This is a genomic window from Streptomyces sp. NPDC059787 (genome assembly GCF_042732315.1).
GTDB classification, from domain to species: domain Bacteria; phylum Actinomycetota; class Actinomycetes; order Streptomycetales; family Streptomycetaceae; genus Streptomyces; species Streptomyces atrovirens.
This window is the reverse complement of sequence record NZ_JBHWHX010000029.1, coordinates 57,650-79,311: the sequence shown is the minus strand read 5'-3', so window position 1 is coordinate 79,311 and position 21,662 is coordinate 57,650. Positions and strand designations below refer to the sequence as shown.

14 protein-coding genes, 1 tRNA gene and 1 pseudogene are annotated in these 21,662 nt (G+C 72.3%); 10 read left to right on the top strand and 6 right to left on the bottom strand.

Translation table 11 applies throughout. The features are described 5' to 3' along the window. The first annotated feature begins 186 nt into the window (after positions 1-186). The gene (locus ACFV5H_RS25320) at positions 187-591 is read left to right on the top strand and encodes a DUF6416 domain-containing protein (protein WP_385047932.1); all 405 of its coding nucleotides are present in this window, start codon (positions 187-189) and stop codon (positions 589-591) included. A gap of 130 nt (positions 592-721) precedes the next feature. Here the strand turns inward: ACFV5H_RS25320 and ACFV5H_RS25315 are convergent. Further along, a pseudogene (locus ACFV5H_RS25315) lies at positions 722-1,048 on the bottom strand (UTRA domain-containing protein); the annotation flags it as partial. Between the two features lie 47 nt (positions 1,049-1,095). Continuing rightward, positions 1,096-1,320, bottom strand: coding sequence for a cold-shock protein (locus ACFV5H_RS25310; RefSeq protein ID WP_385197395.1), 225 nt, complete (start codon positions 1,318-1,320; stop codon positions 1,096-1,098). Positions 1,321-1,688: 368 nt separating this feature from the next. Between ACFV5H_RS25310 and ACFV5H_RS25305 the strand changes: the two genes are divergently transcribed. Both ACFV5H_RS25305 and ACFV5H_RS25300 read left to right on the top strand, forming a co-directional pair. Then, positions 1,689-2,231, top strand: a complete 543-nt coding sequence (locus tag ACFV5H_RS25305) for a hypothetical protein (RefSeq protein ID WP_385047938.1) — start codon at positions 1,689-1,691, stop codon at positions 2,229-2,231. A 417-nt stretch (positions 2,232-2,648) separates the two neighbouring features. Then, positions 2,649-4,106: a hypothetical protein gene (locus tag ACFV5H_RS25300; protein ID WP_385197393.1), complete on the top strand. Its 1,458-nt coding sequence runs from the start codon at positions 2,649-2,651 to the stop codon at positions 4,104-4,106. A 661-nt stretch (positions 4,107-4,767) separates the two neighbouring features. Here the strand turns inward: ACFV5H_RS25300 and ACFV5H_RS25295 are convergent. Then, positions 4,768-4,843: transfer RNA gene (locus tag ACFV5H_RS25295), tRNA-Arg, on the bottom strand. Between the two features lie 322 nt (positions 4,844-5,165). Between ACFV5H_RS25295 and ACFV5H_RS25290 the strand changes: the two genes are divergently transcribed. The 7 genes from ACFV5H_RS25290 to ACFV5H_RS25260 all read left to right on the top strand — a co-directional run bounded on the left by ACFV5H_RS25290 (position 5,166) and on the right by ACFV5H_RS25260 (position 13,954). Then, positions 5,166-6,776 carry a dynamin family protein gene (locus tag ACFV5H_RS25290; protein WP_385047943.1) on the top strand — a complete coding sequence of 537 codons (1,611 nt, stop codon included), beginning with the start codon at positions 5,166-5,168 and terminating at the stop codon, positions 6,774-6,776. Between the two features lie 3 nt (positions 6,777-6,779). After that, positions 6,780-8,585: a GTPase gene (locus ACFV5H_RS25285; RefSeq protein ID WP_385197392.1), complete on the top strand. Its 1,806-nt coding sequence runs from the start codon at positions 6,780-6,782 to the stop codon at positions 8,583-8,585. A gap of 226 nt (positions 8,586-8,811) precedes the next feature. Then, positions 8,812-9,291: a single-stranded DNA-binding protein gene (locus ACFV5H_RS25280; RefSeq protein ID WP_385047948.1), complete on the top strand. Its 480-nt coding sequence runs from the start codon at positions 8,812-8,814 to the stop codon at positions 9,289-9,291. A gap of 281 nt (positions 9,292-9,572) precedes the next feature. After that, positions 9,573-10,988, top strand: coding sequence for a Cys-Gln thioester bond-forming surface protein (locus ACFV5H_RS25275; protein WP_385197390.1), 1,416 nt, complete (start codon positions 9,573-9,575; stop codon positions 10,986-10,988). Between the two features lie 212 nt (positions 10,989-11,200). Further along, complete coding sequence (gene ettA / locus ACFV5H_RS25270) at positions 11,201-12,865, top strand: energy-dependent translational throttle protein EttA (protein ID WP_385047954.1); 1,665 nt, start codon at positions 11,201-11,203, stop codon at positions 12,863-12,865. Positions 12,866-12,869: 4 nt separating this feature from the next. Further along, complete coding sequence (locus ACFV5H_RS25265; RefSeq protein WP_385047957.1) at positions 12,870-13,292, top strand: acyl-CoA thioesterase; 423 nt, start codon at positions 12,870-12,872, stop codon at positions 13,290-13,292. Next, entirely contained in the window at positions 13,289-13,954 is a 666-nt protein-coding gene (locus ACFV5H_RS25260) for a hypothetical protein (protein WP_385047960.1), read from the top strand. The genes ACFV5H_RS25265 and ACFV5H_RS25260 overlap by 4 nt, the downstream gene beginning before the upstream one ends. Positions 13,955-13,973: 19 nt before the next feature. Here ACFV5H_RS25260 and ACFV5H_RS25255 read toward each other — a convergent pair whose 3' ends face one another. The 3 genes from ACFV5H_RS25255 to ACFV5H_RS25245 all read right to left on the bottom strand — a co-directional run bounded on the left by ACFV5H_RS25255 (position 13,974) and on the right by ACFV5H_RS25245 (position 21,564). Next, the gene (locus tag ACFV5H_RS25255; RefSeq protein WP_385197389.1) at positions 13,974-14,945 is read right to left on the bottom strand and encodes an ABC transporter ATP-binding protein; all 972 of its coding nucleotides are present in this window, start codon (positions 14,943-14,945) and stop codon (positions 13,974-13,976) included. 382 nt (positions 14,946-15,327) lie between these two features. Beyond that, positions 15,328-18,075, bottom strand: coding sequence for an FtsX-like permease family protein (locus ACFV5H_RS25250; RefSeq protein ID WP_385197388.1), 2,748 nt, complete (start codon positions 18,073-18,075; stop codon positions 15,328-15,330). Positions 18,076-18,285: 210 nt separating this feature from the next. After that, complete coding sequence (locus tag ACFV5H_RS25245) at positions 18,286-21,564, bottom strand: FtsX-like permease family protein (RefSeq protein ID WP_385197386.1); 3,279 nt, start codon at positions 21,562-21,564, stop codon at positions 18,286-18,288. Positions 21,565-21,662 lie beyond the last annotated feature (98 nt).

The window sequence follows — 21,662 nt, the reverse complement described above, 5'->3', positions numbered from 1 at the left end:
TGTCGGTGGAGCTTCGACACGGATTCGACATGCACTGCACTGGCGGCCCGTACGGCACGAACGTTACGCACACTGGCTGATGGTCTGCGGTGCCGGAGGTTGGGCCGGGCAGGTACGGAGCAGCCCCAGGGTGGGCTTGGAACGGGGCAGAATGAAGCCTCTCAAAGGCGAGACGTGGGGGTGGACATGACGACGTACCTGGCTGAGGCTGATCCGCGGTGGGCTGAGCATTCCGGGGAAGAGGGGCACTACGAAGCTCCGGAATGGGGTCCCGAGGACTTGGAACGCGCCGCGGTGTTCCTGGCCGAGCTCGCCCCGCAGGCCCGGCAGGTGTTCGAGTACCTGCTACGCAACCCCGGCCGGGGGATCCACTGCACAGAGCTGGTGGACAAGGTCCTGGGTGGGCCCAATGGGAGTGATCCGGCGCGACGCGTGGCAGGTGTTCTGTCCGGGACGAGCAAGGGGCACGGCAATAGTGGGCGGCGGTATCCGTTCTACTGGTGGGAGGCCCCTGAGGGAAGTGCGGGCGCAACGTACGCGGTCCGCCCCTCGGTGGCAGCGGTGTTCCTGGCCGCTCAACTTGACGAGTGACTCCATCGCCCGTGGCTTGAGGGCCGGTGGTCTCGTCGTAGTAGCGCCTCGCCGGCGGCCATTTGTCGTCGACGGGACGCACGCCTTTTGAACCTCGCCCGGTGCATATCAACCGCCCTGCGAGTAGCGGCTAACGGTTGATCGGGATCTCGTAGACGATCTCGCAGTGCGCGACGGGCACCACGATGTCCGCCGTCTCCACGGGCCACCCCTGGTCGCTGTAGTACGTCCGGCGGATGTGCGTGACGAGCGCGGACTTCTGGATGCCCAGGAGTGGCGCCTCCTCGGCGGTCGCCTGCCGAGGCTCCGGCTGCTCCACTGCGTGGCTGACGGTGACGCCGATCGCGGCCATGCGGTTCACGACGCCCGCCCCGGCGTGCGGCCCTCCCTCGGGGAGGACGACGAGCGTGCCGCCGGTGAGGTCGTACGGCTCCCAACTCGTCGACTGTCGGCCGTCGGGCTTTTCACTCGCCTGGAGGAGGCTGCCGTCCACCGTCGTCGATGTCAGGCCGGCCGAGGCAGGATGTCCACCGCTCGGTAGTCGTACCCGTCCTGCTTGAAGCCAGGGGCTTCCCACTGGAGGTCCACCCGTTGTCCCGGCGACAACGTGCGGAAGCCTTCCGTCTGAATGTCGGAGTAGTGGACCCAGCAACCGCCGGGTGTCTCCGGCGAGTCGAGCACGCCCCGCCCCTCCTCGTCGTGCCACTCACGAACAGTTGCAGTCACCATGCGGGAACCTCACGGGTTCGTCGGTGTACCGGGCACTTCAAGCTCAGGAAGCTTGGGTTCTACGGGGCCGATGGGCTTGCCGACCTGTTGAGGAGCGGACTCATGACCTGAGGGCGTGGGGATGGGCGGCCGCTGTTCCCTGTGGTTCCCCGCACTGTCTGGCACGGGTTTGGTGCGGGGCATGTTCAGGGAGGAGTCAGCGGCGCCGCGGATTCGGCCGCTGGGGCCGAGGTCGGTGGAGGTGGTCAACGAGTGGGCCGCGGTCTCCGGGGTCCTGGACGGCTTTGGCACTGGATCCGTCACTGCCCACTGGCCGACCGCGGCGAGCTGGGACGAGCCCCTACTCAAGCCACCGCATCGTCGCCAGAATGACTGATATGACGTCATTGATGGCCTTACTGGCGGCTCCGGCCGGGGCCGTACTGACCACACTGGTTGGCGTGTTCGTCGGGAGCATCGTCAGTAGAAGAACTCAGGACCGCCACTGGATCAGGGAACAGCAGGCGGCAGCGTGCGTCCGCGTACTGCGGGAATCATCCTCAGTGCTTGTGGACCTCAGCGACATGGACCGCAACCGGCCTGACGACATTCCTCAAGGCGTGCTGGCCCCGACGACAGTCGACTGGCGCCCCTGGGGCGAGGCCCTCGGCAGCGTCAATCTCGTCGCCGGCAGGGATATTGCAGCAGCCGCGCACGCCATTGACGAGCAGATCTGGCGGTTTCACATTGCTGTTCGGCGGGGTCTGACTCCCGAGGAGAACTGGATGGAGCTCAGAGGGAGAGTCGTTGTCGCACAGGGACACTTCATAGCAGTCGCTCGTCGGCATCTCTCGCTCACCGGAGAACCCCTTCAGCGCCTCGATGGACGCCCCGCACCGGACGACCCGATCTGGCAGACGGGGCGGCTCTAGAGCCCGGTCTGAGCTAATTTGCTGCCGAGCGTGCGCCTCGACAGGAACTACTGGCATCAAGGTTGCCGAGGTCTGACGCAGTGGTCAGATTCGCCGGAACCACAGGCGGTCGGTGCCAGTCGTCAAAGTTGCTGTACCGGGCACGGCTCCGGAGGCCCGTTGAGAGCTGGAAAGAGCAGCAGGTCAGGGCAGTGGCGCGGCAAACCGGGCCCGGACGAGTCCACGAGCAGTCCACGGGCCGGACTCTTGTCTTGTCGACCTTCAATACACGCGGTCGCCCGGTAGAGGCTGCCGCATGGATCGCCGCTGCTGAGACCACCGGGGCCAGGTCTGTCAAACGGGCGGTGTAACCAGGGTTGTTGGGCCTAACGTGAACTTCTGTACCTGGGGCGAGAGAACGGGCGAGGCAAGTTAGTGGTGGACACGACACCCCCGACCGCGGTCATCCTGACGGCATTGTCCGTGGAATATAACGCTGTGCGAGCTGGACTCTCCCACATCGAGACACTCGTTCACCGGCCCAGTGGTACACGCATCGAACGCGGTCGGCTCGCCGGTTCCTCCTGGCACGTTGCGCTTGCCGAGATCGGCGAGGGCAACCTCACAGCCGCCACCCTCACCGAGCGCATACATACCTGGATTGCTCCCCAGGCCCTTTTCTTCGTGGGTGTTGCGGGCGGTCTGAAGGAAGACGTCAACATCGGTGATGTCGTGGTGGCCACGAAGATCTACGGCGTACAGGGCGGCAAGCAGACCCCTGAAGGATTTCTCGTACGCCCTGACGCATGGCATGCCGCATACCGACTGGAACAGGCTGCCCGCCATGCCCTGCGAGATGCCAATTATCAGGTCCACTTCAAACCGATCGCGGTCGGTGACTTCGTCCTCGCTGACGCCGCCTCAGCAATCGCACGCCATCTCAACGAGCACTACAACGACGCTGTCGCCATCGAGATGGAGGGCGCTGGTGTCTCCCAGGCCGCCCATCTCACCGGCGCCCTGGACAGCCTGATCATCCGGGGCATCAGCGATAAGGCTGATGCGCAGAAGCAAGTACGGGATGCCGAAGGCTCCCAGCTCCAGGCGGCTCACAACGCCGCTTCTGCTGTCCTGGCCGTGCTCCGCAAACTCAAGCCAGTCGGCGAAGCCGAGGTAACCCGACCGCTGCCACCTGTTTTTCCATCACAGCCAAGGCGCAAGAACGCCTTCTTCTTAGGCGCTGTGGCCGTGGCTGTGGCAGTGGTTGCAGCAGCCGCGTTCAGCATCTGGCCGGACGACGAGAGAGGTGAAAACACCCCGAAGGGTAAGCAGGACGGTGTCAGCGCGGCTCCAGCACCCACTGTGCCAAGCAATACACTGAGCCCTACCGACACGTCGAGCAGCAGTGAGCTGCCTACTCGAATCCCCCCATCCGAGCAAACATCACCCACGAATAAGCGGCCCTCCCCGTCCCCCACCCTCGAATTGCGCCCGCCCGACCCGCAGCCGCCCGAAGTCCTGTCGGTTTCCTCGACCAGGGAATTCGATGTCCGGCCTGAGGAGTATGTGGATCTCGACAAGCCCGGAACGGCGGCCGAGGCAGATCCGCATCGCAGCGAGTTCTACGTCACCCTGGCCGGACAATCATTTCAGTTTGAATCATCGGACGGCGGTGCCGGAACTGCGGTGGTCGAATTCGGCCTTCTCGATGAAAGTGAAATTCCCAACTGTGTGGCTCACGACAGGGCTGATGCGTTTGTCCACGTCAGCGACATACTCGACAAGGGTGGGCTTTGCGTGCTCAGTAGCGAAGGCCGCTGGGTGCTGATCACGATCCGGAGCAACGATCCGTACGACAACATGGTTCGACTGGAGCTCAGTTACCTCAAGCGTTGACCACTGCTGGCCTGTCTTGGACTCACGGCGCAGCGGAGCCGACAGTATGACGACTGGATCACGCGAAGGCTGGCGGACTCGGCGACGCGGGTGAAAGGGTGGTGGACGTTTTGAGGCTCGACCTGGTGGCCGGTGCGGGTGGTGAAACGCGGCCTTTGTGCCGGCCGTCGCAATAGGGCTGCACTGTGGAGAGATCATCGGTCCTCGTTCGTCCGACCTCGGCCTCGACCTCGAAGACTCTGTCCTCCACGGCCTCCGCACGTCTTCGAGTCGCAGACCGGACGGCGCGTGTACGACAACCGGCACACGCGTCTGACCAAGTGGCTCAACGACGGGATCCCGCTCGCCCGAGTGGCGGAGTGGGCCGGGAACGGCGCGGCTGTGCTGCTCGCCGCATGCGCCCGGTGCGTCGACGGGCAGGTGCCGGCCCCGAAGCGGCGGCTCGAAGCCGCGGGGGACCTGCCGGAGGCGCCCGGTGCCGGATGGTCCTCCGGCCGGGAACCTCGACACGGATGCGACACGGCCACCTGCGAAACCCCGGTGACAGCCGGACTGCCCCGGAACCCGCCCTTGATCGCCAAGAGGGCGTCCGGGGCTTCGTTGTGGTGGCTGACACCAGCTCTGGCCGGCGAAAAGCCCTCCCGAGGGGGAGGGTGGAGAATGGCGCCCCCGGCAGGACTCGAACCTGCGGCCAAGCGCTTAGAAGGCGCCTGCTCTATCCACTGAGCTACGGGGGCCGGTGTGGTGGCCTGTCGTCGTGGTGCCCGGGTTCGGGCCTGTCCGTGACGTCGCCGGAGACAAGGATAGGGCTCCCGCATCCTTGTCCCTGTTGCCTCGCCTCCGTGGCTCGATGTGGAGGTTCGGTGAAGCGGTCCTGATAATCGCAGGCAGGTACGAATCGTGCACCGCTTTTGGTCTCTCGCGCCACCGGGTGTTGTGCACTCGTTATGCCTGGGGCGTGCGCACGTCGCGGTCGTCCCTTCCGTCCCTTGTGTCCTGTCGGCGCGCAGGCATACTCATATGCTTCAGAATTCCCCCAAAATTGGGCATTCTTCGCATGTGGTGACCTTGGACGTACGGCCCCAGCTGCTCGACGCACTCTCCGCCCTGCGCGACCGTGTCGCCGCCGCACGCTTCCCGCTGCCCCTGGCGGGGGCCGCACGCGCGCGTGCCAACCGCGACGAACTGCTCGCGCAGCTCGACGACTACCTGGTGCCCCGGCTGAGAGACCCCGAAGCGCCCCTGCTGGCCGTCGTCGGGGGATCCACCGGAGCCGGGAAGTCCACCCTGGTGAACTCCCTGGTGGGCCGCCGGGTCAGCGAGGCGGGCGTACTGCGGCCCACGACCCGGACGCCGGTGCTCGTCTGCCATCCGGAGGACCACCACTGGTTCAGCGGGATGCGGGTGCTGCCCGACCTCACGCGCGTGTGGGTGCCCCACCACCAAGACCCCACGGACGACCTGCTCCTGCCCGGCGAGGACCCCGCGCGGGTGCTGCACGTCGAGACCGCCGACACCCTGCCGCCCGGCCTCGCCCTCCTGGACGCGCCCGACATCGACAGCCTCGTCTCCGACAACCGGGTCCTCGCCGCCGAACTCATCAGCGCCGCGGACATCTGGGTCATGGTCACCACCGCCGCCCGTTACGCCGACGCCGTGCCCTGGCACATGCTGCGCACCGCCAAGGAGTACGACGTCACCCTGGTGACCGTCCTGGACCGCGTACCCCACCAGGTCGTCTCCGAGGTGTCACGGCAGTACGGCGCCCTGCTCACCAAGGCCGGACTCGGCCACGTACCGCGCTTCACCGTGCCCGAGCTGCCCGAGTCGGCCTGGGGCGGCGGGCTGCTGCCCGCCACCGCCGTGGCCTCGCTGCGGACCTGGCTGGTCCACCAGACGCTGGATCCCGCCGCCCGGCAGCACGTGACGGCCCGCACCGCGTACGGCGTCCTCGGCTCCCTCGACACCCGCATGCCCGAACTCGCCGGTGCCGCCGCCGCGCAGTACGCGGCCGCGCTGCGGCTCACCGCCGCCGTCGACGGGGCGTACGACAGCGAGCACGCGCGCGTGCGGGGCCGGCTGCAGGCTGGAGCCGTCCTCGCCGGCGACGCGCTCAGACGGTGGCGCGCCTTCCCCCTGGACTGCACCCCGGGCGAACTCCTCGACACCCTGGTGGAGAGCCTGAGCGCGCTGCTGCTGTGCGCCGTGGCCGCCGCCGACGAGCGCGTCGACGACGCCTGGCGGCGCGAGCCCGCGGCGGACGCCCCCGAGCTCGCCGGCCGCGGCGCCGCGCCCGAGAGCGCCGAGCACCGCATCGGACTGGCCGTACGGCGCTGGCGGCGCGAGCTCGAGGAGTACGCCGAGGACGAGGTGCGGGAGCTGGACCGAAGCGCCGCGCCCGACCCCGAGACGGTCGCCGCGCTGGTCGCCACGGCACTGCTGGGCGGCCGCCGGGCCCGGACCGCCGGGGAGGGGCTCGCCGAGCGGATCGGCGCGCACGGCGCGCTGCGGCTGCGCGACCGGGGCGGACGGCTGCTCGTCGCGTACGTGGACCGTGTCATGCACGCCGAACGCGAACGCCGGCTCGCACCGCTCGACGCGCTCGAGGTGCACGCGGAGCCCCAGGCCGAACTCATCGCCGCGTTGTCCGTACTGCAGAAGGAGAGGTGACCGGTGACCGCCGTCACTGACCAGGACCACACCGAGCACCCTGACCGTGATGCCGAAGGAGCGTCCCGTACGGACGTCACGAGCCCCTGGGACGACGGGCTGATCGCGCGCCGGGTGAACGGGAGCGCCGACGAGGAGCAGGGCGCGGTGGCGGCGGCCCGCACGTCCGTGCCGCAGGCCGTGGCCCCGCTCGCGTACGACCCGTGGCTGCGGACGCGGCTCGACGCGCTGCGCGAGCTGGTGGGGCTCTCCCGCACCCGGCTCGACAACCGGACCCTCGCACAGGCGGGCCGGGTCATCGAGGAGTCCACCGCGCGGCGCCGGCTCTCCGGACAGCACACCGTCGTCGCCATCGCGGGCGCCACCGGCAGCGGCAAGTCGCAGCTGTTCAACGCGCTGGCCGGAGTGCCCGTCTCGGAGACCGGCGTACGGCGGCCGACCACCGCCGCGCCCATCGCGTGCAGTTGGAGCGACGGCGCGGCGAGTCTCATCGAACGTCTCGGCATCCCGCCCAGGCTCAGGCGGCGTCCCCTCCAGGCGACCGCGGACGCCGACGAGCGGCTGCGCGGGCTGGTCCTGGTCGACCTGCCCGACCACGACTCGGCGGCCGTCCAGCACCGGGAGCAGGTGGACCGAGTCCTGGGCCTGGTCGACGCGGTCATCTGGGTCGTCGACCCCGAGAAGTACGCCGACGCCATGCTGCACGAGCGCTATCTGCGGCCCATGGCGGCCCACGCGGAGGTCATGTTCGTCGTCCTCAACCAGACCGACCGGCTGCCCGGGGAGGCCGCCGAGCAGGTCCTGGACGATCTGCGGCGGCTGCTCGACGAGGACGGCATCGTCCTGGGGGAGTACGGCGAACCCGGCACGACCGTGCAGGCGCTGTCCGCGCTCACCGGGGACGGGGTCGGCGAACTGAGGGAAGCACTCGCCCGGTTCGTGGCCGAACGAGGGGCCCCGGCCCGGCGGATCTCCGCGGACGTGGACATCGCGGCGGCCCGGCTGCGGCCCGTGTACGCCACCCGGCGGCGCACCGGGCTGAGCGAGGAGGCGCGCGAGGAGTTCGCCGACCGGCTCGCGGACGCCGTGGGGGCCACCGCCACGGGCGAGGCGGCCGAACGCGCGTGGCTGCGCAACGCGAACCGCGCGTGCGGCACGCCCTGGCTGCGGCTGTGGCGCTGGTGCCAGGAGCGGGGCGAGCCGTCCACCGGCCGGGTCGCCCTGCGCGGTCAACCCGAGGAGGAGGCGACGGCCCGGCAGCGCGTGGAACAGGCGGTGCGCACGGTGGCCGACCGCGCCTCGGCCGGACTGCCGGCGCCGTGGGCACTGGCTGTGCGGGAGGCGGCCGTACGCGGCTCCCAGGGCCTGCCGGAGGCGCTGGACGAGCTGGCCGTACGCGCGGGACTGCCGCCGGGGAGACCGCCGCGGCCCGGGTGGTGGCCCCTGGCCGTACTCGTCCAGGTGTCGATGACGGCCCTTCAGTTCGTCGGCGGGCTGTGGCTGCTGGCGCAGATCATCGGGGTCATGGCGCCGAACCTGGGGGTGCCGGTGCTGCTGATGGCGATCGGCATCGTCGGCGGCCCGCTCGTCGAGTGGAGCTGCCGCATGGCGGCCCGGGGGCCCGCCCGGCGGTACGGGCAGGAGGCGGAGAGACGGCTGCGGGAGGCGGCCTCGGGGTGCGGCCGGGCCAGGGTCCTGGATCCGGTGGCGGCCGAGCTGCTGCGGTACCAGGAGGTACGGGAGCAGTACGGGCGAGTGGTGGGAGCGGGAGCGGGAGCGGGGACGGGGACGGGAGCCGGCCGGGGCTGAGGCGGAGCGCCTCCTTCGGGTGGCGGGGATGTCCACAGGCCGGCGGTGGTCCACAGCGCTCAGCGGGCCCGGCCCGACGGAGGCAGTCTGGCTTCGCGGCGATCGCGGGACGGTTCGCGGTCGCCCTGCCGGACGGCAGCCGTACGGGACGGGCCCGTACGCGTATCAGCCCGGCGCCGGTGTCGCCGCGCGCGGCCGGCGGGTCCGGGCGAGGGAGGGAAACACGATGAACGAGACGATGGTGTGCGTGGTGGGCAACGTGGCGACGCGGCCGGTGTACCGGGAGACGGCCTCCGGCCCCGCGGCCAGGTTCCGGATCGCGGTCACGTCCCGGTACTGGGACCGGGAGAAGAGCGCCTGGGCGGACGGACACACCAACTTCTTCACGGTGTGGGCGAACCGGCAGCTCGCCACCAACGCGGCGGCGTCGCTGTCGGTGGGCGAACCAGTGCTCGTGCAGGGCAGGCTGAAGGTGCGTACGGAGACGCGCGAGGGACAGCAGGGGTGGATGTCGGCGGACATCGACGCGGTGTCGATCGGCCACGACCTCGCCCGGGGCACGGCCGCCTTCCGGCGCGCGCAGCGACCGGAACAGGTCTCCGTGCCGGAGCGCCCCGAACCCGACTGGGAGAACGGAAAGGAGAATTCGGCGACCACGGACGGAACCGCGCCCCAACGGCAGCCGGAACCGGCGACGGTGACATGAGGTCAGCGATCCGGTCTCGGCACCGACGCTGACCGAACCGAGGCTTATCGGCAGATGCGTACCGGAACATCCTGGATGGATTTGTCGATAAGCCCTGCTCGCGAAGGCTTCCGCGATAACGATTCCGAGTCGGATCACTCCTCCGACGCGATCATCGGCGAGCGCGCATCGCCGCCTCCTTAGGATGCCGGGCATGGCTCCCGGCACCCCCGGGGCCGGTGATTCTGCTGGTGGGACCGTCAGCCCCCCACGCCAACGGGTCCCGCCCGGGAAGGATTTCGGTGTTTGCTTCGTTCTCCGCGGGGCCCGCGCGCGGACGCGGGCCGGCCCGCCTCGCCGCAGGGGCGCTGGTGTCCGGACTCGTCGCCACAGCCGTACTGGCCGGTGCCGGGACGGCAGCCGCCGCCGACGAGGAGACGGCGCCGGATCACAGCGGGGCGGCCGCGACCATAGGCGGACTCAAGACCTACGGCGCGGCCGTGATACACGATGCCGCCGGGGACCAGCAGGTGTCGGCGGGGCTGTTCGAGATGTCCGTCGAGGGCGGCGGCATGCTGCAGACGTACTGCGTCGACATCCGGACGCCCACGCAGAAGGACGCCAAGTACCACGAGACCGCCTGGAGCGGGACCTCACTGGGCACCAACAAGGACGCCGGCCGGATCCGCTGGATCCTGCGGAACTCCTACCCGCAGGTCAACGACCTCGCGGCACTCGCGAAGAAGGCCGGCGTACGCGGCGGGCTCACCGAGCAGGACGCGGCGGCCGGCACACAGGTGGCCATCTGGCGGTACTCCGACGACGTCTCCGTGGACGCCGTCGACCCCCAGGCCGAACAGCTCGCCGACTACCTGCAGAAGAACGCCCGCGACCAGGCGGAGCCGAAGGCGTCGCTGGCCCTGGACCCGCCGGCGGTCTCCGGCCGCCCGGGTGAGCGGCTCGGCCCGGTCACGGTGCGCACCGACGCACGCAGCGTGACCGTCTCCCCGCCGGCGGACGCCACCACGACCGGGGCACGGATCGTGGACAAGGACGGCGAGCCCGTCACCACCGCCACCGACGGCAGCCAGGTCTTCTTCGAGGTGCCCGAGGACGCGGCGGCCGACACCGTCGAACTGACCGCGCAGGCCTCGACGACGGTGCCGGTCGGCCGCGCCTTCGTCTCCGAGAGCCGGAGCCAGACGCAGATCCTGGCCGGGTCCAGCGAGTCGACCGTCTCGGCGACGGCGAGCGCCACCTGGGCGCTCAAGGGCGCGATACCCGCGCTGTCCGCCCGCGAGAACTGCGCCGAGGGCGGGGTGGACGTCACCGTCGCCAACCAGGACGACGAGCCGTTCACCTTCGAGGTGGCCGGCGCGGAGTACACCGTCGCGGGCGGCGAGTCCCGCACGGTGACGGTCCCGCTGAGCGAGGACCGGCCCTACGACTTCACGGTCACGGGACCGAACGGCTTCGAGCAGCGCTTCACCGGCATGCTCGACTGCCTCACCAGAGCCGCCGAGATCGGCACCACCACCCACACCCTCACGGGTCCGGACCCCACCCCCCTGACCGACACCCCCACCGGCACCAACCTCGCCGAGACCGGCTCCTCCGGCGCCACCCCGTGGATCGCCGGCACCGCCATCGCCCTGGTCGTCCTCGGCGGAGCGGGCCTGGTCATCACCCGCCGCGGGAACACCCCCTCCGAAGACTGAGGCACTCCTCCTGCCCGGTGTGCCGACGTCCGGCGGCGTGAGAGGAGAGGCGGCGCCGCCGACCGGGGTGTCCGAAGACACCCGGCATCGACCGGCAGCGAAGCACCAGGTCAGAGCCCTCCGACCGGACGGGTTTCCCCCCAGGGGTGGCGGTCGGGCAAGATGGGGTGTATCTGCCCACTGCCAGATTTCAAGCTGCCGGACGGTTTCTCTTGGCTGAGTACATCTACACCATGCGCAAGGCGCGCAAAGCGCACGGCGACAAGGTGATCCTCGACGACGTCACCCTGAGCTTCCTGCCGGGGGCGAAGATCGGTGTCGTCGGTCCGAACGGCGCTGGTAAGTCAACCGTTCTGAAGATCATGGCGGGGCTGGAACAGCCGTCGAACGGTGACGCCTTCCTCACTCCCGGTTACACCGTGGGCATCCTGCTCCAGGAGCCCCCGCTGAACGAGGACAAGACCGTCCTGGAGAACGTCCAGGAGGGTGTCGCCGAGGTCAAGGGCAAGCTCGACCGGTTCAACGAGATCGCCGAGCAGATGGCGACCGAGTACACCGACGAGCTCATGGACGAGATGGGCAAGCTGCAGGAGCAGCTCGACCACGCCAACGCCTGGGACCTCGACGCCCAGCTGGAGCAGGCCATGGACGCCCTGGGCTGCCCGCCCGGCGACTGGCCCGTCGCCAACCTCTCCGGTGGCGAGAAGCGCCGCGTGGCGCTGTGCAAGCTGCTCCTCGAGGCGCCCGACCTGCTGCTCCTCGACGAGCCCACCAACCACCTCGACGCCGAGTCGGTGAACTGGCTGGAGCAGCACCTCGCCAAGTACGAGGGCACCGTCGTGGCCGTCACCCACGACCGGTACTTCCTGGACAACGTCGCCGGGTGGATCTGCGAGGTCGACCGCGGCCGGCTGCACGGCTACGAGGGCAACTACTCCAAGTACCTGGAGACCAAGGCCACCCGCCTCAAGGTCGAGGGCCAGAAGGACGCCAAGCGGCAGAAGCGGCTCAAGGAAGAGCTCGAGTGGGTGCGGTCCAACGCCAAGGGGCGGCAGGCCAAGTCCAAGGCGCGTCTGGCCCGGTACGAGGAGATGGCCGCCGAGGCCGACAAGATGCGGAAGCTGGACTTCGAGGAGATCCAGATCCCGCCGGGCCCGCGTCTGGGCAGTGTGGTCGTCGAGGTCAACAACCTCACCAAGGGCTTCGGCGAGAAGCTCCTCATCGACGACCTGTCGTTCACGCTGCCGCGCAACGGCATCGTCGGCATCATCGGACCGAACGGTGCGGGCAAGACCACGCTGTTCAAGATGATCCAGGGGATCGAGGAGCCCGACTCCGGATCCATCAAGGTCGGCGACACCGTCAAGATCTCCTACGTCGACCAGAGCCGCGAGAACATCGACCCGAAGAAGACCCTGTGGGCGGTCGTCTCCGACGAGCTCGACTACATCAACGTCGGCCAGGTCGAGATGCCTTCGCGGGCGTACGTCTCCGCGTTCGGGTTCAAGGGCCCGGACCAGCAGAAGCCGGCCGGGGTGCTCTCCGGCGGTGAGCGCAACCGGCTGAACCTCGCGCTCACCCTCAAGCAGGGCGGCAACCTGCTGCTCCTCGACGAGCCGACCAACGACCTCGACGTCGAGACGCTCTCCAGCCTGGAGAACGCCCTGCTGGAGTTCCCCGGGTGCGCCGTGGTCGTCTCCCACGACCGGTGGTTCCTCGACCGGGTCGCCACGCACATCCTCGCCTACGAGGGCGAGTCCAAGTGGTTCTGGTTCGAGGGCAACTTCGAGTCGTACGAGAAGAACAAGGTCGAGCGGCTCGGGCCGGACGCCGCGCGTCCGCACCGCGCCACCTACAAGAAGCTGACCCGGGGCTGATCTCTTGCGGCACATCTACCGCTGCCCGCTGCGCTGGGCGGACATGGACGCGTACGGCCACGTCAACAACGTGGTGTTCCTCCGCTACCTGGAGGAAGCCCGTATCGACTTCCTGTTCCGCCCGGAGAAGGACTTCAAGCAGGGGTCCGTGGTGGCGCGCCACGAGATCGACTACAAGCGGCAGCTCGTCCACCGGCACCACCCGGTCGACATCGAGCTGTGGGTCACGGAGATCAGGGCGGCGTCCTTCACCCTCACCTACGAGGTGAAGGACGACGACCTCGTCTACGTCCGCGCGTCGACGGTGATAGTGCCGTTCGACTTCGAGGCGCAGCGTCCGCGCCGGCTCACCGCGGAGGAGCGCGAGTTCCTCCGGGAGTACACGGACGACCCCGCCGAGGAAGAGGAGGAGGCCGTCGCCGCATGACGGTGCTCCACCTCGCCGACGAGAGGGAGGCCGCGGATCTCGCGGCCTTCCTCTCCCGGCTGCTGCACTACGACCGTTCCGCCGCGGTGCGGCTGCAGGCGGCCGGCACGGCGCTCGCCGTCTTCGGCAGGCCCCCCTCCTTCGAGGTGCTCGCCGTCCGCGCCGTACGGCTGGCGAAGCCGTACGAGAACGGGATCGACGTCACGCTGGACGTGACCGTGTCCGCCGGTGAGCTGCTGGAGTCGGTGGACGAGTCCGCCGCCACGGCCGCTGTGCCGGGTGCGGTGACCGGGCCGCCGTGGGCCGGGGTGCTGCCGCCGCGCGGCGGCTGGCGGGCCGAGCCCGGGCTGCCGGCGCCGCGGGAGCTGAGCGGGCTCGTCGCCGCGTCGGTCGCGGAGTTCCGGTCCCGTACGGAGGGGCTGGCGCCCGAGCTGCGTACCAGGGCCGAGCTCGACCGGATCGGGCGGGAGATCTGGTCCCGCACGGTCGCGGAGACCGGGCTTCCGGTGCGGGCGGTGCACGCCGCCCAGTCGCTGGGGTTCCTGCGGGGCGGCGAACAGGAGCTGTTCTCCTCGGGGGCGTGGCTCCGGCTGCGTACGCCCTACGGGTCGGTCGCCGTGCGCCGGGCGGGCCTCGGGGCGCTGGGCCTCAGCGTGCGCTGAGAGCGGTCCGCGCACCCGCTCACCGTCCCTCGCTGTCGTCCGGGCGGACGGCGATGTGGTCGGGTTCCAGTTCCAGCGCGACGCGGTCACGCATGTCCAGCGCCTTCGTGTACTCGGCGGGCAGCTGGAGGCGTCCGGCGCGGTCGAGCATGGCGTACTCGCGGGCGACGACGGTCTCGTGGCCGGTGGCCGCGTCGACCTCGCTGCGGCGCAGCACCTCGGTGGAGGTACGGCCGTCACGGATGGCGACCGTACGGCGGACCTCGCCCGCCACCGCCTGGTCGTGGGTGACGATCACGATGGTCGTGCCGAGCCGTTCGTTCGCGGTGCGGAACGCGGCGAAGATCTGCTCCGCGGTGTGGGAGTCCAGTTCGCCGGTGGGTTCGTCGGCGAGGAGTACGGAAGGATCGCCGGCGAGGGCCACGGCGATGGCGACGCGCTGCTGCTGACCGCCGGACATCTCGTGCGGGCGGCGGTCGCGGCAGTCCGCCACCTCCAGCAGCTCCAGCAGTTCCAGGGCGCGTTCGGCGCGGGCCCGGCGTCCGGACCGGGACCGGCTGCCGCGGCGGCCGGCGAGCCGCATCGGCAGGTCGACGTTCTGCGCCGAGGTCAGATAGGGCAGCAGATTGCGGGACGTCTGCTGCCAGACGAAGCCGACGACCTCACGGCGGTAGGCGAGGCAGTCCCCGGCGGTCATCGTGAGCAGATCACGGCCGGCCACGCGCGCCGCGCCGGCCGTGGGGGTGTCCAGGCCGGCCAGGATGTTCATCAGGGTCGACTTGCCGCTGCCGGACGCGCCCACGAGCGCCATCAACTCGCCCTCCCGCACCAGGAGATCGAGCCCCTGGAGCGCCTGCACCTCCACCCCGTCCGCGGTGAAGACACGGACCAGGCGGTCGCAGGTGATGAGCGCGTCATGGCCGTAGGCCGGGCGGTCACGGTCGGCGGCGACGCGGTCGGCCAGCTCGGCGAGCGTGGGATCCGAGGTCATCGGGGGCCTCCTGGGCGGGAGTCGGTCGCTGCGGCACCGCACGGGCGGGCCCGGCCGCCGGACGGCCGTGCGGCCACCCGGGTCCCGGGCCCGGAACGGGGGCGGTCGTGCCACGGCCGGAGTGGCCGTAGCGGCCGGGGCGAGGCGGGAGAGGGCGCGGACGAGGAGCGGAACGTCGTGGGCGAAGAGCGGGGCATCGGGGGAAGCGCCGCGGGCCCGGACGCCGTGCGGCCACCCGGGCCCCGGGCCCGGAACAGGGGCGTCCGTGCCACGGTCGTAGCGGCCGGGGCGAGGTGGGCGAGGGCGCGGGCGAGGAGCGGAACGTCGTGGGCGAAGGGCGGGGCATCGGGGGGATGCGCCGCCGGGGAGGGCGCCGGGCGGGTCATCGGGCGTCACCCGCCCTCAGCTCCCGCACCGATCCCCTGCGCCCCGTCCACCAGGCCTGCGCCGCCGCGATTCCGACGGTGATGGCCACCACGGTCAGCGCCGGTACCAGCAGGGACACCGGGTCGGTGCGCAGCGCCGCCCGCCCCGCCGGGGACGCGGACGAGGAGACGGCGACGGCCGTCAGGTCGATGCCGGGCGACAGCAGCCGGATGGCGGCCCACGCCGTGACGGTGCCGCCGGCCGCCGCGAGCAGCGCCTGCGGCAGGGACTCCAGGACGAGCAGGCGGCGGCCCTGGGCCCGGGTGAGGCCCATGGTGCGTAGCCGGGCCAGCAGCGCGGCGCGTTCGGGAGCGGCGCGCAGCAGGGTCAGCAACAGGGCGAGCACCGCGTACCCGGCGCCCGCCGCCACCGCCGCCGTGTAGACGCGCTCGGCGCCGGACTGCAGGGGCGAGTCGACGTACCGCGCGAACTGTTCCGCCCGGAGCCGGACCTGCGCGGCACCGCCCGCCGCCTCGCGCAGCGCGCCCGCGTCCGGCCGGTCCCCGGTCACCAGCAGCGTGGTCGGACGGTCGGGGCCGTCGGGCAGCCCGGAGCGGTCCACGACCAGGAAGTCCAGCCCGGCCAGCACCGGGGTCCGCTCACGCACCTCCACGATCCGTACGGTGATGTCACTGCCGTCGTCCAGGCGCACCCGGAACGGCCGGGTGCCGTAGCGGTCGGCGACCTCGGGGGAGGCCAGGGCGGGCAGGGCCCCGGCACCGGACGCCTTCAGCACGTCCGGATCGAAGGCGCCGACGTCCGTGTGCCGGCTGAGGGCCGCGTAACCGGCCGGGTCGACCCCGGCCACCGGCACGGTCAGCCGCCCGCCCGGGGGCATGCCGTCGTAGGAGACGCTTACGGCGGTGACGTCCCGGACGCCGGGTGCGCTCCGGACCCGCTCGGCGAGCCCCGACGGCAACGGCTGCATCCCCTCGACACGGGCGTCGGCGCCGACACCGAGGACGGCCGCGCGGTCCCGGGCGTCGGCCACACCGGTGAGGACGGAACCGCCGAACGCGGCCGTGGTCAGCGCCGTCAGCAGGGCGAGCAGCGGCAGCACCGCGGACCCGGACGTACGGCCCGCGCGGGCCAGCGACAGCGGGCCCACCACACCCCGCAGCCGCCCGGCCGGACGGGCCAGCCCGCGCAGCGGCAGCGGGTACAGCCGCGCCAGCACCAGCGCGGCGATCATCCCCACCAGCACCGGTGCCGACGACACCAGCTCGTCCCCGGACGTCCCCTCGCCGTCCGGCGTACCGCGCGTGCGCAGCGCCACGACCGCGCCCGCCGCCAGCGTGAGCAGCGTGAGCTCGGCGACCGTGCGACGCCGTGACGGGCGGGCCGAGGCGAGGTCGTCACGGGCGGCGTGCACCCGTACCGCGCGGTGCGCGGCGACGGCCCGCAGCGGCAGCGCCACGGAGGCGAGCAGGGCGACGGCCCCGGCGGCGGCCACGGCGTACGACAGCCGGCCCCCGTCGACCGTGAGCCGGGCGGCGGCCAGACCCAGGGCGGCCGCCGGCACGGCGACCACCGCCGTCTCCGCCAGCAGCCGCCCGGTGAGACCGCGCAGGGAGGCGCCGCGGGCACGCAGCAGGGTCAGCTCGGCGCGGCGCCGGTCGGCGGCGAGACCGCCCGCCATCAGCAGGACGACGGCCGCGACCGTGCCGGTGCCGAAGGCGGCGACGGCCACCAGGGGGCCGATGACGGAACGCAGCCCGGTGTACTCGGCGAACACCTCGTCGAGCGAGGTCTCCGCTTCCGCGGTCGGCGCGGCGACCGCACGGGCCCGCTGGAGCAGCGGGCCCGCCTCCAGGGAGGCGACGGCCGACGTCAGCCGCGGCAGGTCGTAGCCGTGCAGGGCGGACACCTCGGGGGCCAGCATCCAGTACCGCTCCGGGATCCCGCCCGTGCCCAGCAGCGCCGGGGCCGCGTCCGGGGGCAGCAGCAGCGCGCCGACCCAGAACACGCTGCGCGACGGATCGCCGGGGACGGTCACCAGGCTCGGGCCGCGCAGCACGGGGGTCGTCGACCAGTACGCCTGACGCGGCGCGCGCGGTTCGACGACGCCGGTGATCCGCACCGCGAGCGGGGCGCGCTCCACACCGGGCACGTGGACGACCGAGCCCACCTCGATGTTCAGTTTCCGGGCCGTCTCGGCGGTCACGGCGGCCTCGACCGTCGTCGTCGACGCGGTGACGCCGTCCGGGGCCTTCGGCAGCCGGCCCTCCCGCAGCCGGGAGTGGCCGGCGAGCCCGCCCGGGGCGACGAGGTGGAACTGCGGGGCGAGCCCGTCCGGCCGGGACAGATACGGGTCCGGGGCCGCCAGCCGCCGGGTGGTGCGCACACCGTAGGACGACTGGTCCGGGTCGAGCGGGAGGGAACGGCCGGGCAGCGCGAAGAGCTCGGCGTAGGGGCCGCGCACGGCGTCCCCGCGCAGCTGCTCCTCCCACGTTTCGAGGGGTATGACGCCGTCGGGCCGGGAGGCGTACAGCTGGACGGTGGTGCGGTCGGGCCCGGCCGTCTCCATCGACCGGCGCAGCCCCGCGTCGCCGTACCGGTCGACCGCGAGCGGCAGCGCGGCGGCCAGGAACGCGGTCACCGTGACCAGCACCGCGAGCGCCGCAGCCGCCCCGGGCGCCGACCGCAGCCGGGTACGCACCCAGGGCACGGCCACCCGCACCCGCCCCGAAGTCCGCTCGCTCACGTCACTCGCCTCCCGTTCCGGCAGGGGTACGGCCGTGATGGGCGGTGGTGGCGGGGAGTGCCGGGTTGTCGCGGCGTCGGGTGCGCGGGGTCGGGGCGCCCATTCTCGATCGCCTCTCCGTTTCCGCAGGGGTACGGCCGTGATGGGCGGTGGTGGCGGGGAGTGCCGGGTTGTCGCGGCGTCGGGTGCGCGGGGTCGGGGCGTCCACTCTCAGTCGCCTCCCCGTTCCCGCAGTGACGTCACCGGGTCCGCCCTGCGCAGGGCCAGTACGGTCGTGATCAGCAGAGGGGCCGCGACCACGGCGGCCAGCAGGGTGGCCACTCGGGCGGGGGGCAGCTCCACCAGGACCCCGGGGACCGGGCGGGTGGCCTCCGTGGTCAGCATGATCAGGGGGATCACCGCCCGGGCCAGCACCGCGCCGAGCAGGACGCCCACCGCCAGCGCCAGACCGACCAGCACCCCCTGCTCGACGAGCACCACCCGGGCCAGCCGCCGCCGGGAGGCGCCGAGCGCGCGCAGCACCGCGAACTCGGCGGACCGTTCCCGCAGCGACCCCGCCGCGCTCACCGCGAACCCGACCGCCGTCAGCGCCGCCGCCGCGAGGGCCGCCGCCCCGAACGCGGTGCCCGGCCCGGCGCCGAACGGGTCGTCGCGCAGCTCCTCGGCGATCTCGTCCCGCACCACCACCCGGGACGGATCGATGTCGGGCCGGCCGCGCAGCGCCTCCGCCACCCGCGCCGACGCGCCCGGCGCGGTCGCCAGCCACCACTCGTTCGGCAGCGCGCTCTCCCCCTGGCGCGCCTGCGTCATCCGGTTGACGGACCGCAGGTCGACGAGCAGGGCCCCGCCGTCGTCCTTCCCGCCGGTCGGCGTGGACGGCAGCTCCCGCACCGCCCGCACGAGCCGCAGCGGCACGGTGACCCCGCCGATCCGCACGTCCACCCGCTGCCCCGCCCGCGCGCCCGTGGAAGCGAGGTAGCGGTCCGTCGCCACGGCGGTGACCTCGGACGACGACGGCTGCGGCACCTGGAGGCCGATGGTGAGCGGAGAGGGCCGCCAGGCCAGGTCCGCCGGGATGTAGCCGGTGCCGTAGACGACGGTCGTCGGGTCGTCGGAGACGATACGGGGCTGGTCCGGGCCGGTGTTCCCGCCGGGGGAGGACACCGCGTCACCGGCACGGACGGACAGCTTCCACTCGGCCGGCAGCGACAGCTCCCGTTCCCGGCCGCCGGTGTCCGTGGCGGTCAGCGCCGCCAAGGTGAGGCGGTGCCGCTCGGCCTTCCCGACCGGCTGGACCAGCTCCAGCCGGAGCCCGGTCAGCGTCAGCGCGCCCATCGGCGCCTCGGTGACCGCCGCGAGGTCGAAGGCGAGGCCGTGGGGGCGTCCGTCGGCGCGCAGTCCGCCGAGGCCGAGCGCGTACGGGGTGCCGTAGGAGTCCTCCACGGTGGCGGTGACGTCGACCGAGGCCCCCGCGTCCGCGCCCCGCAGCGCCGCCGTCAGCGCCAGCCGCGCGGTGCCCGCCGGCACGCGGACGCCCGCCGAGGCGCCCTTCGGCGGCAGCTCGGACATCATCGCGCGCACCGGCACCGGCGCCAGGTCGGAGCGCATCAGCACCGTGTCCGCCGCGTGCGCGGTGTCCAGTGCCAGCACGGTCGCCGTCCGTCCGCCGGACAGCGGCACGGTCGTACGGAAGGCGGGAGCGGCCGCGCGTACGCCGGACACGGCCGCGTACGCCTGACCGCGGCCGAACACGTCCTCCCCGGTGGCCAGGACCCGCACCGGCGCACCGGCCCGGAAGTCCGCCTGCTCGTCCTGCGAGCGCTCCCACGAGGAGCCCTGGCCGATCGCCAGCGTGCCCAGCGCCACGGCGAGCACCAGCAGCAGCACCGGCCCGGCCCCGCGCATCGGGCGGCGGCTGAACTGCCAGCCCGCCAGCGCCCCCGGCAGCCCCCGGCCGCGGGCCGCCCACCGCTCGGCCAGCCGCGCCACCGGCGGCAGCAGCCGCAGCGTCAGCACCGTACCGGCGAGCAGCGCCAGCGCCGGGGTGACCACGAGCAGCGGATCGACGCCGAGGTCCTCGCCCACGGCACCGGAGGGCCGGCGGCTCAGCCGCCAGTACGCCACACCGGCCACCACCAGCAGACCCATGTCCGCGCCCGCGCGCACCATGCCCGGCAGCGGCCTGGCACGGCCGGCCGTGAAGGAGGAGCCGAGCGCCGGGACCGTGACGGCCAGCGCGCAGCCCAGCGCCACGCCCGCCGCCACCAGCCACACTGTGCCGCGTCCGGCGACCGCGCCGACGGAGGCGTCCAGGCGCAGCCCGATCCGGGCCAGCGCGCCCTGCCCGGCGAGCAGCCGGACGAGCGGTCCCGCGAGCAGCGGGGCGCAGGCCGCCGCGGGCACGGCCAGCAGCAGCGCCTCCAGGGCGGCGAGCCGGGCCAGCTGGGCGCGGGAGGCGCCGCGGGCCCGCAGCAGCAGGGTCTCGCCCGCGCGTTCGGCGCTCAGCAGCCGGGCCACCAGCAGCAGGGCGCACGCGGCGAGGAGGGCGAGCTGGAGCGCGATGACCAGCAGTGTGGAGCGGGAGACGAGCAGGGAGCGTTCGATGCGGTCCAGCGCGGCGGGCAGCTCGCTCGTGGCGGTCGCCGTGCCGTCCAGCGCCTCGGCCTCGGGCAGGCGGGCGACGCCCTCGCGCACCGCCTCGCGCAGCGCGTCGATCCGTTCGGTCGTCATCGTCGAGAAGTCGGCCGACGCCAGCCATCCCGAGGGGCCCGTGCTGACCGGGTGCCCGGTGAACAGGGTGGGGTCGGCGAGCAGGGGACCGTACGTCGTGAAGTGTCCCTTGACGATTCCGCGGCCGTTCAGGTCGTCCAGTCGCCAGTAGGGCGCGGCGGTGTCCACGGGCCGGTACAGGCCGGTGATCCGGACCGTCGCCGGTGGTCCGTCGAGCCGGTTGTCCAGGGTGAGGCGGGCGCCCGGCTCCAGGGCGAGGACGCGGGCGGCGGTCTCCGGGAGGGCGGCCTCGATCTCCGTACCGGTGACCTTCGCGGGCATCCGGCCCTCGGTGATCCGCACCTGGGTGCGGTCCAGTGCGGCGAAGTGTGTGAGGTCGGGTTCGTCCGTCCTCGCGCGTTCGTCCGGGGGGCGGAGGGAGCCGGGGAGGGCGTACGGGCCGGAGCGGGTGAGGGTGCGCAGCGTCACCGGCAGTCCGTCGAAGGCTTCGCGGGTGCCTTCGCGTACGGCGGCGTCGGCGGCGGTGCGGCCGGACGCAGGGACGGTCTCGGCCTTGACGGTGAGTGTGGTGTCGGCGGCGTCGCGGGGGGCCGCCAGGGCGTGGCGCAGGGAGGCGTCGCCGATGGTGGTGGAGTAGGCGGTGAGGGTGGCGAGGACGGCTGTGGTGAGGAGGACGGTGAGGAGGGCGGCCGCGAGGAGGGGTCTGTGCGCGCGTGCGCGGGCGAGTATGAATTTCGCCGAGTCCCCTGCGGATGGCACCGCAACCCCCCGTGGTTGTCCGGACCTTCGGGTGATGTTGTCAGAGGGGGTGGGGTGGGGGTAACCGTTCGGGGGGTGGGTTTGATCGGATCGTGATC